The sequence below is a fragment of the Jannaschia sp. 2305UL9-9 genome, assembly GCF_041403465.1.
GTDB lineage: Bacteria > Pseudomonadota > Alphaproteobacteria > Rhodobacterales > Rhodobacteraceae > Jannaschia.
Window position 1 is genome coordinate 1,469,609 of the sequence record NZ_JBGEHM010000001.1, and the last position, 15,025, is coordinate 1,484,633.

The following is a 15,025-nucleotide window of genomic DNA, read 5'->3' on the forward strand; positions in this document are numbered from 1 at the left end:
CGTCATGGACATCGCACGCATCTCCATCGATCGGCCCATCTACACCTGGATCGTGATCCTTGCCTGTCTGCTGGGCGGTCTTTGGGGCTTTGCGTCGCTCGGGCGGCTGGAGGATCCGGCCTTTACGATCAAGACGGCCGTCGTCGTCACCCAGTACCCCGGCGCATCCGCCGCCGAAGTGGCGCTGGAGGTGTCGGACCCGATCGAATCCGAAATTCAGAAGATGGCCGAAGTCGACCAGATCAGGTCGATGAACCAGCCCGGTCTGTCCCTGATCACCGTCGACATGAAGGATCAGTACGACGGCACGGAACTGCCGGAAATCTGGACCAAGCTGCGCAATCGCGTGAACAATGCGGCCTTGCCTGCGGGCACGTCTTCCCCGTTCGTCAACGACAGTTTCGGCGATGTCTACGGGATCTACTATGCCGTTTCCGCGCCCGGTTTCTCGGACGCGGAGATCGTCAACCTGTCGACGTTCCTGCGGCGCGAACTGCTTGCCGTCGACGGGGTGTCCGACGTGGCGCTTTCCGGCCTGCCGGGTGAGGTCATCTACGTCGAACCGGACCCTGCCCTTTCGGCCACCATGGGCATCCCGCCCGCGGCCATCCTTGGCGCGATCCAAGGCGCGGACGAGGTTGTCGACGGGGGCGCGATCCGCAGCGATGAGGGCCGAACCCTCGTTCAGCGGCCGGAGGGATCGAACACCGTTTCCGCGATCTCGGCGCTCAGCCTCGGCGTCGGCGGACAGGTCATCACGCTGTCCGATTTCGCGGACGTCACCCGTGGGCGGGAAGTTTCGCCAGACCTCATCGTGCGCCACAATGGCGTGGAGGCCTTTACCCTGGGCGTTGCGGGCGTCGCGACGGAAAACATCGTGGAGGTCGGCGAACGTGTCGATGCGCAGCTCGCCCTTCTGCAGGACAGCCTGCCCCTCGGCGTGTCCGTGGAACCGATCTACCGACAGCACGTCGTCGTCGACGAGGCATCCAACGCCTTCCTCGTGAACCTTGCGACATCGGTCGCGATCGTCGTTGTCGTCCTTGCACTGTTCATGGGGTGGCGCGCGGCCCTCGTGGTCGGCTCCACCCTGTTCCTCACGGTCGTCGGAACCCTTCTGTTCATGGCACTTGCCTCGATCGAGATGGAGCGGATTTCCCTCGGCGCCCTGATCATCGCGATGGGGATGCTGGTCGACAACGCCATCGTGGTTGCCGAAGGCATGCAGATCGCCATGCTGGGTGGCAGATCGTCCCGCGAAGCCGCCTCGGAGACGGCCAAGAAGACGCAGATCCCCCTGCTCGGCGCGACCGTCATCGGGATCATGGCGTTCGCCGGTATCGGGACCAGTCCGGATTCGACGGGCGAGTTCCTGTTCTCGCTTTTTGCGGTCATCGGCATATCGCTGATGCTGTCGTGGATACTGGCGATCACCGTGACGCCGTTGCTGGGCCACTACGTCTTTCGCCAAGGTTCCGCAGGTGGTGCGCCAGCCTATGACGGTGCACTTTTCCGCGGGTATGCCAACGTCCTGCGCTTGTGCCTGAAACTGCGCTGGCCGGTGATCGCCGTCCTGATCGGAACGACGGTCGTGTGCTATGCCCTCTTCGGTCAGATCAAGCAGCAGTTCTTCCCCGACAGCAACACGCCCCTCTATTTTGCGCATTACAAGCTGCCGCAAGGCGCATCGATCACCCAGACGGCTGACGACCTTGCCGTGCTTGAGGAATGGCTTGCAGACCGCGAGGCCGTGACAGCGGTGACGGCATTCGCCGGGGACGGCGCCGCGCGTTTCATGCTGACCTACAGCAGCGAAGACCCGAACCCGTCCTATGGCCACCTGATCGTCCGCACGGAATCCCTCGAAGTGATCGAGGCGGAGATGGTCGCGCTGGAGAGTTTCGCGGCCGAAGCCCTGCCGGATGGCGAGTTCCGCGCAAAACGCCTCGCCTTCGGTCCGGGCGGCGGCGCGCCGATCGAGGTGCGCTTTACCGGGTCGGACCCCGACGTGCTGCGCGACCTCGCGGACCAAGCGATCGGCATCATGCGCGACAGCTCGGACAATGTTCTATCCCTGCGTCACGATTGGCGCGAGCGCGAGCTGGTGCTGCGCCCGATCTATGCCGAGGATCGCGCACAGGATTCGGGTATTTCGCGATCTCAGGTGACCGAGACGCTGCTCTATGCCACCGATGGCATGCAGGCTGGCACGTTCCGCGAAGGGGACCGGCAGATCCCCATCGTGATCCGAACCCCGGCCGGTTCCGATCTCTCCCTGCTCGACCATCTCGTCTATTCCGAAAGCGGCGGCGGTTTCGTCCCCATGGCGCAGGTGATCGACGGATTTGCCTTCGAAGGACAGGACACCCTGCTACAGCGTCGCGACCGCCGCGACGTCATCACCGTAGCCGCCGATATTCCACGTTCGATGACCGCGACAGAGGTGCTTGCCGATGTGCGCGCACCGATCGAGGCGATGCAGATTCCCGAAGGCTACGGAATGGAATGGGGGGGCGAACTCGAAAGCTCGACCGACGCGCAGGCGTCCCTCGCGGGTCAGCTTCCCATGAGCATCATCATCATGGTCCTGATCTCCGTCCTGCTCTTCAATGCGCTGCGTCAGCCCCTGATCATCTGGCTGCTGGTGCCGATGTCCGTCAACGGCGTCAGCCTCGGCCTGCTGGGCGCGGGCGTTCCCTTCACCTTCACGGCCCTGCTTGGCCTGCTGTCGCTGTCGGGCATGCTGATCAAGAACGGGATCGTTCTGGTCGAGGAAATCGACCTGACGCGCGAGGCGCGCCCTGACATGCCGCTGACCGACGCGATCGTCGAGGCATCGACCTCGCGTCTGCGTCCGGTGTTCCTGGCCGCGGCGACGACGATCCTCGGGATGCTGCCGCTTCTGGGCGATGCCTTCTTCAAGTCGATGGCCGTGACGATCATGGGCGGTCTCGCCTTTGCGTCGCTGCTGACGATGATCGCGGCGCCGGTGCTCTACTACGTATTTTTCCGCCGCTCGGAGAAGAAGGCCGCCCCGGCGGTTCCCGCCTGACGAAAACCGCAAAGGATCGCCATGATGGCAGGGCAGCTGCACCCCCCGCTCGACCCATCCGAGGACATCATCGTCGATGGTTCGCCCGGGGGTGTGCCGGTCGTTTTCTTCGTCGATTATGCGGATCGCCGAACACGGCGCGTGCGCGATATACTCGGCAGGTCGGCGACGCGTCCCGGCGACGGCGTGTCCTGTATCGCCGTGCGGCTCAAGCCCGCCGCGACGCAGGGCGACGCCACGGACACCTCGGCCCGGGGGGTGATCGCGGCGTACTGGCAAGGGCAGTTTGCCGAAATGCACGAGGCGCTGATGGGCGCCACGGATGCCCTTTCAGATCAGACCGTGCGCGCGCTGGCAGAGGGTATCGGCCTCGACATGGCGATCTTCGAGGCCGATCTCGCGTCCGAGCGCACGCAAGCCATGCTCGCACGTCATCATGCATCGTGGGAGGCGTCCGATATCCTGCAGGAGCCTGCGCTGTTCATTGGCGGACGCGCCTATGACGGTACGTGGGATGCCACCAGCATCGGCGAGGCGATTACCCGTCCCTTAGGTCTTCGATTGCGTCAGGCCTCGGACGAATTCTTCCACTGGGCCGCATCGGCCGGTCTTGTCCTGGTCCTTGCAACGCTGGCCGCCCTTCTGGTCGTGAACGTCGGACTGGCAGAGTGGTATGACCATCTGGCCCATCTCGACATCGGGCTGAACGCGGGCGACTGGGCCTTGAACCTCAGCCTGTCGCATTGGGTCAACGACGGGCTGATGGCGCTGTTCTTCCTGTTGGTCGGCATCGAAATCAAGCGGGAGATCGTGGCCGGTGAGCTGAGCACACCGGGCAAGGCGATCCTGCCCATTCTCGGCGCGATCGGCGGCATGCTCGTGCCTGCCCTTCTGTACACCGTCATCAATGTCGGCGGGGACGAGGCGCATGGCTGGGGCATCCCCATGGCCACCGACATCGCCTTCACGCTGGGCATTCTTGCCCTGCTCGGCAGTCGCGTGCCCGCGTCGCTCAAGATTTTCGTGTCGGCCCTTGCGATTGCCGACGACCTTGGCGCGATCCTCGTCATTGCCCTTTTCTATGGTCACGGCTTCGATCTGGGTGCGGCGCTCTGGGCGCTTGCCGTTCTTGCCGTCATGGCGGGGCTGAATGTCTCCCGCATCTATGCGCGGCTTCCCTACCTGATCTGCGGCGTGGTCCTGTGGTACTTCGTGTTCCAGAGCGGTCTGCATGCGACCCTCGCAGGTGTCCTGACCGCCGCGTTCATCCCGTCACGTCGCAGCGCCGACATCGAAGGCGTCGCCCTGCATGCGGGCGAGGTAATCCGCCGCGAGATCGGCAACGAAGAGATCGGCGCCCGCGCCATGGCACGCCTCGACGCCGCGGTCGAACGCCTGCGAGAGCCGGGCTTCCACCTTCAGCATCGTCTCGAGAACTGGTCCAACTTCCTGATCCTGCCGCTGTTCGCCTTTTTCAACACCGGCATCGTTCTTGCGGGCGGGTTGGCCTTGGCAAATCCTGCCGTGCTGGGCGTGATCATCGGGCTGGTGGTCGGCAAGCCGCTGGGGATCTGCCTGTTCGTCTGGATCGGTCTGCGCACGGGTCTGGCCACCCTGCCCGACGGGACGAACTGGAGACAGCTTTTCGGCGCCGCCTGCCTGTGCGGTGTCGGCTTCACGATGTCGATCTTCATCGCATCGGCGGCGTTCGAAGGCACCGTTCTGGGCGATGTGAAGCTTGCCGTCCTCGCCGCATCCTGCATCGCGGCAGCCGTTGGATCGGCCATTCTGCTGTTTCGCCCCGCGACAGGCGCGACCGCGCAGGAGGCGGGATCGAATTGAGACGTCCTGCGCGAACCGCTGCCGGGCCTTCCGGCCGGCCCTTAGGCTATTCGTCAAGCGCACCGGAGCGGACCCACACATCATCGATCAGCAGAACCGACCGTCGGTTCGCATCCCCACCCGGTCGATAGATGCCCAGCTTGATGCGGGGCGTGACGCAGGACTGATAGGTGAACGGGACCTCGTCGACCATCAACCTGTCGTCGATCCATAGGGAGAACACCCCATACCCGCCTTTCATGGAAAGCCGCGACCGGAATACGTGCTCCGCTCCGACAAGATCGCGGATCAGCAGCCGCTCCATCGAGACCGGGCGCAACTGGCCCCGATAGGGTGCGCCGCCCAAGGGCGACCCGTTTTCCACGACACCTTGCAAAAGCTCCAGCCGCAAGGACCCGTGGTGTGATTTCAGCATGACCAGAGGGGCCGCCGTGCAGGCATGGGTCCAACCATGCAGCTGAAAGAAGGTCTCGCGCCCGTTCGTGAACCCCTCGAGAAACTGCGCCGAAAACCGGATTTCGAACGGAGCGTCATACGACATCATCTTGAGCTGCCGCAGTTCGGCACGTTCCCAATACGGCGCACCGTGGCGACGGCGGGAGTCGGAGCTGCACCGCCCCACGTCACCGGGATCGAGAACGAATTTCAGTTTTCGATCACCTGCCTGGGCAAACCATTCGACCGAAGGTTCCCCGGATCGGGCAGACGGCACAGGCATGCCGCAATTGTCCAGCAGAATGACGTTCCAGTCGGTGTCGCTATACTGTCGTCGACCTGCTTCGGCCGAAGTGCCGAAGGCCGCGGAAAACAGGAAAACCAGACACGACAGTGTCAACCAACGGATCATCCATCCTACCTCGTTCTAAAAATTCTCTTTGACGTCGTGCTGCGTTCTCAGTTCCCCAGGTGTGATGCCGACGCCGCAATAGACGCCAGCGGTCGATAGCGGCGGTCGCTCCGCAAATTTCCGAAGCAATTGGGCCGGATGCCCCGGACAGCCTGATTTCAGGTTAGACGGTTCGCTCAACGATTGCCTTGACCAAGGTCAAAGGCCCGCTGGCCCCGCGTCGTCAGCCAACCGTGGCCGCGCCAAAGGGCCGCTCAATGGGTGCGACACCTTGTTGGCCCCCGTCGCGCGGTGCTGATCGACCGGTTCAGACTCGGGGCGCACGGCGGGGGCCGTCCCGCGTGATCTTGTCCAGGGACAGGGTATGGTCGGCATTCTGCATGCGTGCGGTGGCGCAACATCGCACGACACAGGCGGGCAAGGTCCGCCGCATGGTTCGCGTCCCCTGCCACATCGGCGAACTCTCCCTGCCCTTCCCGGTCGAACAGAAGGGGCGGCAGATCGGCGGCAAACTCCACCAAGGTAAAACGATCGTCCCGCAGGATGGCCAGATTGCTGTCGCTTGGGCCGGTGCCCAGCGTGCGCTGCCATGCCGTCGGTTTCAGAGGATCCGCAAAATCCAGTTCGGAATAGGAAAACTGTCGCCAGTCCAACGGGGTGGCCCCGTGCAACATGGGCAGCAGAGACCGCCCATCCACCGAATTCGGGATCTCCTGCCCGATCCATTCCAGAATCGTGGGCATGATATCGACCGATTCTGTCGGTTCACGGATCACGCGACCGGCCTGTTCCACGTTCCCCGGCACGCGAACGACCAAGGGCACGCGGAACGCCGCATCATACACGGTATGCTTGCCCCAGGCGTGTCGATCCCCGAGCATCTCACCGTGATCCGCCGTCAGCACCAGAAGCGTGTTGTCATGCTGTCCGCTGTTGTGAAGGAACTTCACCACGCGACCGATGTGATGATCCACCTCGGTCGCCAGACCAAGATAGACGGCGCGCAGGGTTCCGACCGTCTGATCGTCCGCCACGAGGTAAGCAAACCCCTCCACGAAATCAGCCGCCTTCGTGGCCTCCAGTGCCGGGCCGAAGAACGGATGCAGGGCCGCCTCGTGATCCGGCGTGCCCAATCGCGCGGGCGGGGGCAGTTTTGTGGGGTCGTACATGCGATTGTACGGTTCGGGCGCAACCAGCGGAGGGTGCGGGCGAATGTAGGTAAGATGGGCAAACCAGCCGCGTCCGGCATAGGCCGGGATCTGTTGCAGAAAACGGTTGGTCAGGAACGCGGTATCGCTGTGTTCTGCGGCATAGATCGCGGGCCCGTCCAGTCGCCGCTTTCCGTCCGCATCCGGCGCGGGACGATAGACCTCGTCGTAGGTATCGAACCTGTAGCCCTGCGCCATCAGGTGGGATTGTCACGGCAGCGACTCCTCCAACCGCATTTTCTGCATCTCATGAAAGCCTACCATCGGATGCTCGAACGTGCGCACCGCCGGATCGCGCGGGTGATGGACACGCGGGTCCTGTGCCGTGTCCGTGTAGCCCCACAGCATCGGCAGATACCCTACCTTGCGCATTTCCGTCGCGATGTTCGGAACGTCATGCCGAAGCGGTGTTCCGTTGCGAACCGCACGGTGGTTCATCGCATATTGACCGGTCAGCAACGAGGCCCGTGACGGCCCGCAGGGGTTCGCCACCGAATAGTGGTTTCGGAAACTGACGGCATCGCGCGCCAATGCGCGAATGTTCGGAAGGTCGACATGGGCCGCCAACGCCCGTCGACACAATCCGCCCTCAGTTGATCGATCACGATGAAAAGCACGTTGCAATCGGTCGTCATGCCAAATGCTCCGGCTCCCAAGGTGGGCCAACCCTATGCATGGACCGCGCGCCGTAAAGTGAAGGTTTCGTAGCCGGGGCCTGTTTGGATCGGTTCGGGAATGCCTGAGGGGCACGAACCAAGCCTGATCGCTTTCAACAGCGGGGATTCCGCGCTTTGCAGATCGATCCATGCACCATCGTATCGAGCTTGCCCAAGCCTATGCGGCCTCGGTGACACGGGGGGATCCGAACGGCGGAACCTTTGATCGGAACGGCGCGCCGATAATGCAGGCGGAGCTTGCCGGGCAGCTGAACCGCGCCTTTGGCACAAACCCCTGCTGCAACATGACGCCCAAGGCGTTCGTGGTCGCCCGCATCAGGCGTAGAATACCCTCTTCAAGCGCGACCGCTTTGCCGAAGACGGCTGGCGCAGGCCCCTTGGGTCGCGATTTCATACATTGAGCTGTGGACCGTCACTGTGCGCGCCCGCATCCGCGCCGGTCGGTTTCCGCGCGATCCCCATATAAAGGATCGCCGTCAACGGCAGGGGGCCAAAGGTCATGTCGAACCGCCTGGTCAATCCACGGGGGCCAAGACCCGTCGTCGCGCCGGGCATAAGACCCGCCGCCTTCAAGCCATCGCGCAACTCGTGCGGTTTGATGAACATCGCCGGATCATGCGTGCCGCGCGGCAACAGGCGCAGCACGTCCTCTGCAATCGTGATGGTGGCAAACCGGGCCAGCGGGTTGCGATTGATGGTGTCGAACAGGAAGGTGCCACCCGGGCGCAGGACGCGTGTCACCTCGGCCAGGACCTTGGGCAGATCGGCGACGTGTTCCAGAACATCGACGCAGACCACGGCATCGAATGCGGCGCTCCCGTAGGGCAAGGCCTCGCCCACACCGACATCGTAGCGGATCGCATGGCCCATATCCCTTGCGTGTCGCCGCGCGGCTTCGATGGCTTCGGCGGCCGGGTCGATCCCCGCCACCGTGGCACCACGCGCGGCCAGGGCCTCGGCCATGAAGCCACCTGCGCAGCCAAGGTCCAGAACGTGCTTTCCGTTCCAATCGATATGACGGTCGAACCACGCCAGCCTGCCCGGAACGAGGTTCTTCAACGTCCGCACCCAGCGCAGGTCGTCCGACCACCACTGGTCCGCGACCTTGTCGTAGATGGTCAGGTCGTTGCGCATGAAAAATTCCTTTCAGTGGCGGCGCCCGTCATCGCGGCGCGATTGTCTGTTCAAGGATGCCGGGGATCTTCTTCTTGACCTTGAAGAAGCCCGCGGTCGCGTGGGGCCAGATTGCGTCATCCCAATCCCTGCGCCATTCGCACAGGGCAATGCCATGCGCCTGCAGGGCAGGAGACGCCCGATCCAGCCAGTCGCGCAGCGGTCCACGTGTCACAAAGGGGGTGACGATCTGACGGGCGCCCGCCCCCGCCGCCCAACTTGCGAGGGCTTCGGGTTCATCGGCGCGCAGGGGAACCGTCGCGACACCGGCCCGCCCGGCCGCATCCGCCAAGGCACCCTCCTCGAACCTCGATACGTGATCGGCCACCGGCAGGGGCGACCGCAGATGACTGGCGGACAACGTGGCGGCGGTGCGGATATCCATGTCCGCGATGTCGAAATCCTCGACCCGGCAATCCTCGTCCGTGATCAACAGGGCACTGGGCTCGCCCGCCTGTAGTGCGGTCATGCTGCGTATGGGCATGACGGACGGCAGGCCTTCCGGCTCCGTCCTCTCCAACCCGTCCGTCACTTCGGCAAGGTCCGCATGGTCCGGCGTGAAACGCCCGTCGGTAAAGCGGGCGATATTGTCGGCCCGCGCGGGATAGGGCTTGCCGCGCGTGTGCAGCCCCGCAACCCAACGCCATCCCAGTGTGTTCGACGCCGCATCCCCGTCCAGAAGGTGACGATAGAAGAAATCGGCCCCCATGTGCCACGGCAGGCCAAGGGTGAAGATCCAGATCGAGGCGAACCACATGCGCGCGTGATTGTGCAGGTAGCCGGTCTGCACCAGTTCCTCGGCCCATGCGTCGAAGCAGGCTATGCCTGTCTCGCCCTGCATGGCGCGGGTCACGTCCCGTCGTAGGCGGCGGTCACGGTCCAGAACCGCGAGATCGGCCTGCACCCCGTCGACGTAGTTCGTCCAGACCTGTGGCCGACGCTCCAGCCACCCCTTGAAGTATCCCCGCCAGATGACTTCCTGCACGAACACCTCGGCAGCCTCCGGGCCGTGTGCGGCAAGGGCCGCTTCCACGACCTCCGACTCCAGCAGCAGCCTGCGCCGGATATAGGGCGACAGGGTCGACACCGCCGTATGACGCCCCGGCCCGTGGTCCGTGTTGCGTCCATTTGCATAGCGCCGTCCCATCCGGGGGCCGAAGGCCGCCAGCCTTTCCAACCCCTCCGCCCGTGTCGCGTTCCAACCTGTCATTGCAATCCATCTCTTGCCGTTTGTCGTCGACATGATGCCGACAGCCCGCCGGTCAACGCGGCAGGCTGTCCCCGGTGCAATAGGCCTCGACCATCGGGCGCAGGGCGACGCGGGCGCGCAGTTTCGCCGCCATCAGGTACATCCCCCCGATCTTGCGATGCAGGAACAGCGTCGCCGCCGGTGGCACATGGGCAAGCTCCCGATCGGTGCCGATGGCCAACCCCATGTCGCGCAGCCGCTCCAAAAGATCGCTTTGACCAAAATCGAACGGCGTCTCCTGGCGCAGGGGGGCCATGGCCATCTCGAACATCGACTGGATCAGGTCCTGATGGTGGGGGGCCGTGTCCGACCCGAAATACCCGATCCGCAACATCGCAGCCCGCGTGTCCTGCGCCCCGCCGTTCAGTGCCACGCGGGCAAGATCTCGGAAACCCGCCGACAGGCCCGGGGCGATGGGCTGCACCGCACCGAAATCCAGCAGGACGATGCGCTGCGTCCGTGGGTCATATCGATAATTGGCAAGGTTCGGATCGGTCTGCATCGCCCCGAAGACGAACAATTCGCACAGGACAAGGTCGATCAACGCGGCGGCGACACGGTCACGGGTGTCCTGCGGCGCATCGGTCAACGCCTCCAGCGGGTCGCCTTCGACGTATGTCATCGCAAGGACCTGCGGGGTGCAAAGCGGGCGATGCAATTTTGGCAGGACGAAGGTTTCGGACCCCTTCAGGAATGTCCCGAAGTGTTCCAGATGTCGTGCCTCGGCCAGATAGTCGGCTTCGGCATGAAGCTGCCGTTTCGCCTCGGCCAGCAGGGGGGCCACGTCCATGTCGCGCGGCAGGATCCCGGGCAGGCGCAACAGGGCGGCCATGTTGTCGACATCGCTGTCGATACTGTCGCGCACGCCCGGATACTGAACCTTGATCGCAAGCGCCTGACCGTCATGGGTCACGGCGCGATGGACCTGCCCGATCGAGGCGGCCGCAAAGGGCCGCACGTCAAAGCGGGCAAAGCGGCTGTACCAGCCCCTGCCCCATTCGGCATCCAACGTATCACGCAGCTGCTTGGGGGGCATGTGACGCGCGTCATCGCGCATCCGGCTCATGATGGCCGACACCTCGTCGGGCAAGACCAGACCGGTATCCATCGACAGCATCTGCCCAAGCTTCAATGCCGCCCCCCTGAGGTGCGACAGGCCATCGGTCAGGCGTCGCGTATTGGCGGGTGTCAGCAGAAGCTGCCCCATATCCGGGCGGCGTCCCCGCGACAGCGCCCGCAACCCGCCGACGGCCACGCCACCCGCGATGCCCGACGCCATTCCGCCGAACCGCGCCAATCGGCCAACCCGCCCCGTCGGCACCGTCGCGCCGCTATCCTCGTCTTTCTGTCTCAAGGTCCGCTCCGCCTGTCCTGCGGGGGAACATGGGGCTGAAAGGACGGAAGGCGAGGATCGCGGTGCCCGGGCTAGGTCGTGACCTCGACGAGGTGGTTGTCCCATTGAACCGGCAGGCGTCCGGCCTCCGTGCCGCGGAAAAACCCGCCGAGCCCGTCGGTAAAGGCAAGGTCCGCCCGGAACGGCGCGACCCCGCAAACCTCCGACCGATCGAAGCGCGAGAATTGCGCGCCATCCCAGATCATCGCGCAGGCGCCCCGCGGGCATGTCGCCGCAATGCGCGTTCCGTCCCCGGACCACGCGACCGAGCCGACGTAACCCTGCGTCTCCATCGAGAATTCCTCGCCAAGGGACACCGCATCTCCGGACCTGCGGTAGGTGACGATCATCGGTGTCGGGCGCGGGACGGCATGTTCGGACTGCACCCCGATCGCCACCGTTCCATCGGACCGCGCCGCGATATGGCGGATCGACAGCTTGGGGTCCGACAACTCGAGCTGATCGACGATGCGGCCTTCCGACACCAGCGACAGGTTCGGACGCATCGTATCGAGGTTCAGCTTGTCACGGCCATGATCCGGATGCGTGCGGATCCCTCCGTTTGCCACCGCAAGAACCTCGGTCCCCGGAAGGCGAACGACCTCATGCGGGCCGATCCCGCCGGACGCGATCTGATCGATGCGGCGATAGCCCTCGGTCACATCCCAGATGCCCAGCCGTCCCTGACCGCTCTCGAAGGCGTTCTCCGTTGTCACGAGGATGCGTCCGCCATCCAGAAAGGCACCGTGACCATAGAAATGATGACCGTCCGGGGGGGTCAGCTGGCGCAGGACGGCCCCCGTAGCGCAGTCGATGACGAAGGCGAAGCGCCCCGGCCTGCGCGCGAAGGCGACGGCCTCGGCGCGGACCGGATGGGCCGCTGCCGCGTGCCCGCGACTGGGCAAGGGAATGCGGAACGCGATCGTGCCGGCATGGGTCAGGCCACAGAGCACGAAGGTTCCGTCGGCGGATTTGCCCGCCGCGATGAATGCAGGATTGCCCGCGCCCGCCCAGCCCGACACGGGCACCGCGCTTGCGGCGACGGAGGCGAGGAAACCGCGACGCGACAGCATCAGTCGCCGTCCCCGGAATTGAACCCGACGGTGACGTTCAGAAGACTTCCGATTTCGACGGCGGCAATCATGTGGGCGTCACGCACGGCGCTTTGCAATGCCTCGACGCGGAAGCGCCCCATCGGATCTGCGACACCCTGCAACCCCGCATCGTCCAGCGCCTCGGCCAATGCGACCGCACGGTCGAGCGATGCCATCGTTCGCGGGGCCTCGACGAGAACACGGGCCAGCTCGCGCAGGGACCGGAGCGAGGCGACGATGATCTCCTGCGACAACTCCGACCGATACAGCTGCGCACGCATGGGCTGCGGCGCGTCGAAGGTGCCCATCGGGCGGGCAAGCCGGTACTCGGCCGTGAATTCCAGCCCGGTCAACAGGGCAGTATAGAAGGTTGCCATGGCTTCGTCTTCGGCAAGAAAACGCGTGTTCCCCGCCTCACCAGCCGTTCGCATCAGGTCGGCAAACTCCTCGGTCCAGCCGTCCCGGATGTCCGCCGCCATCCCGGAAAGGTCGTCGGCCAAGGCGCGGGTCAGGTCACAGGGGGCGCCGTCCTCTTCCCAGATCAAACGCTCCAGCCCCGCCAATCCGCGCGCGGCGGCCGAGGCGCGCGAAATCAGGTCCGGCGTCCATGCGTCCGGTCCCTGCTGGATCAACAGGCGCAAACCCCGCGCCGTGGCGTTCCGTTCCTCGGGCCAGAACAGGATGATGCGCGCGCGGCCTTCGACCGCGGCGGGCCCGATGTTCAGATGGGAAACCGCCGCCCATGCACGGGTGGCATCCGCAAAGGCCGGGCGCAGGGCATCGGGCGAACATTCGGCCCCGGCCAATGTCTCGGTCGCCGCTGCGAACCGCTCCCACCCGGGCAGGACATGGGTGTCGAGCGCGGCGTCGACGTCGGCGCCGGCGCCGGCGGTTGTCGTCAGGCCAAGCAGAAGCAGGGCACCAATCTTGAAAACTCTCATAGGGACTCCAGGAATGCGACAAGGGCATCGCGGTCGACGGGCGGCATGGCGGCAAAGGCATCGCGGGCGGCCTGCCCCTCGCCTCCGTGCCACAGGATCGCCTCGGTCAGGGTGCGGGCGCGACCATCATGTAGGAATTGCCGGTGGCCCGAAACCTGCTCCGTCAGGCCAAGCCCCCAAAGCGGCGGCGTCCGCCATTCCGCACCCGTGGCCTGCCCGGCCGGCAGGTCATCCGCCAGCCCCGGCCCCATGTCATGCAGCAGGAAATCGGAATAGGGCCAGATCAGCTGAAAACTGTCCTCGGGGCGATCGACCAGACGGTGGGTGACGAACTTCGGCGTGTGACAGGCGGCGCACCGGGCCTGCGCGAACATTTCCTTGCCGCGCAAGACCTCTGGCGTGTCGACGCCGGCACGTTTCGGCACGGCAAGGTTGGCACTGTAGAATGTCACGAGGTCGAGGCTTTCGCCCGATACCTCGGTTCCGCCCTGCCCCGCATCATTCCCGTCGAGGGCGGTGCGGCACAGGGTCTGCGCATCGGTGCAATCCCCCGCCGCATCGGGCCGCAGAGGCGAGGCGATGCCGATATCGGCGTTGAAGGCATCCGCCGCCTGCTGACGCAACGTGGGGGTTGTCGCGCGCACACCGAAACGCCCGAGCATCGGCCTGTCGTATTCCGGCGACCACACGATATGCGCGCGGCCGGAAATGCCATCACCGTCCGCGTCATCCGGATCCGCGGCCGCCATGATATCCGCGGCAGGTATCGCCTCGATCAGGCCGAGCCCGATCATCTGCGGCGCCACGCGCGGACTGATCGCGGTTGTCTCCGCAAGGTCGCCGTAGGCAAGGTCCGACAGTGTCCACTCGGGCCTGCGCAGGGCGACGTTCTGCCCCCCGGCCAGGGCGACGACCTGCGCATCAATCCAATCGACAGATACGCGCCCCTCTGCCGGGATTCCCGCGATCGACGCGTCGGAAAATTGATGTCCGTAGACCGGGTCGGGCCCCGCACCGAGGTATCGGTTCAGGTCATCGACGGGCACGCGCGGCTGACCAAGACGCACCACCAGCGACAGCGCCGTATCATCGCCGTGGGCCGGTGCATGGCCACGACCGTCCTTGATATGGCAATCCTGACAGGAGCGCGCGTTGAACATCGGGCCAAGTCCGTCCGATGCGATCGTCGACGCGGGCGCGGTGACCCATAGCCGCTCGAACAGGCCATTGCCGACGGCGAAAGTGCCCTGCTGCTCGAAATCGAGGTTTCCCTGCGGCAGGCTGAAGGCCTGTGCATCGTCACGGCGACGCACGGTTCCCGCGCCGCCCTGATTAGCCTCGAACCGTTCGGGGGCGTCGAACCGGGTGGCAGGTTGCGTGATCCGGGCGACGCGCGCGGCTTCCACCTCGGTTCGGGGGACGACGTTCAGATGCGGGTCACCGACCGGCTGCGCAATGGCGGGCCACGCAAGCGGCAAACACAGGGCGCCGATGATCAATTTGCGAAAACGGGGTGTCATGGCCCGGATAATCCGACTATATTAGTCAG

Annotated in this window: 9 protein-coding genes and 1 pseudogene; 2 read left to right on the top strand and 8 right to left on the bottom strand. The window is 64.9% G+C overall.

The window, feature by feature from the left end; all coding sequences use genetic code 11:
• Positions 1-4: 4 nt before the first annotated feature.
• Entirely contained in the window at positions 5-3,052 is a 3,048-nt protein-coding gene (locus tag V6N07_RS07220; protein ID WP_371155152.1) for an efflux RND transporter permease subunit, read from the top strand.
• Between the two features lie 24 nt (positions 3,053-3,076).
• Positions 3,077-4,894, top strand: a complete 1,818-nt coding sequence (gene nhaA / locus V6N07_RS07225; protein WP_371155154.1) for a Na+/H+ antiporter NhaA — start codon at positions 3,077-3,079, stop codon at positions 4,892-4,894.
• Positions 4,895-4,940: 46 nt separating this feature from the next.
• Here the strand turns inward: nhaA and V6N07_RS07230 are convergent, their stop codons facing one another.
• From V6N07_RS07230 to V6N07_RS07265, 8 genes and pseudogenes are all read right to left on the bottom strand, one after another.
• The gene (locus V6N07_RS07230; protein WP_371155156.1) at positions 4,941-5,741 is read right to left on the bottom strand and encodes a hypothetical protein; all 801 of its coding nucleotides are present in this window, start codon (positions 5,739-5,741) and stop codon (positions 4,941-4,943) included.
• A gap of 307 nt (positions 5,742-6,048) precedes the next feature.
• A pseudogene (locus V6N07_RS07235) lies at positions 6,049-7,584 on the bottom strand (sulfatase-like hydrolase/transferase).
• Positions 7,585-8,016: 432 nt separating this feature from the next.
• Complete coding sequence (ubiG, locus tag V6N07_RS07240; protein WP_371155157.1) at positions 8,017-8,760, bottom strand: bifunctional 2-polyprenyl-6-hydroxyphenol methylase/3-demethylubiquinol 3-O-methyltransferase UbiG; 744 nt, start codon at positions 8,758-8,760, stop codon at positions 8,017-8,019.
• 28 nt (positions 8,761-8,788) lie between these two features.
• Complete coding sequence (locus V6N07_RS07245; protein WP_371155159.1) at positions 8,789-10,009, bottom strand: FAD-binding domain-containing protein; 1,221 nt, start codon at positions 10,007-10,009, stop codon at positions 8,789-8,791.
• Between the two features lie 52 nt (positions 10,010-10,061).
• Entirely contained in the window at positions 10,062-11,402 is a 1,341-nt protein-coding gene (locus V6N07_RS07250) for an ABC1 kinase family protein (protein ID WP_371155160.1), read from the bottom strand.
• 71 nt (positions 11,403-11,473) lie between these two features.
• Positions 11,474-12,514 (bottom strand): DUF1513 domain-containing protein, encoded by a 1,041-nt coding sequence (locus V6N07_RS07255; protein WP_371155162.1) that lies wholly within the window; start codon positions 12,512-12,514, stop codon positions 11,474-11,476.
• Positions 12,514-13,476: an imelysin family protein gene (locus V6N07_RS07260; protein WP_371155164.1), complete on the bottom strand. Its 963-nt coding sequence runs from the start codon at positions 13,474-13,476 to the stop codon at positions 12,514-12,516. Before V6N07_RS07260 ends, V6N07_RS07255 begins: the two co-directional genes overlap by 1 nt.
• Positions 13,473-14,996, bottom strand: a complete 1,524-nt coding sequence (locus V6N07_RS07265) for a di-heme oxidoredictase family protein (protein WP_371155166.1) — start codon at positions 14,994-14,996, stop codon at positions 13,473-13,475. Before V6N07_RS07265 ends, V6N07_RS07260 begins: the two co-directional genes overlap by 4 nt.
• Positions 14,997-15,025: the final 29 nt, after the last annotated feature.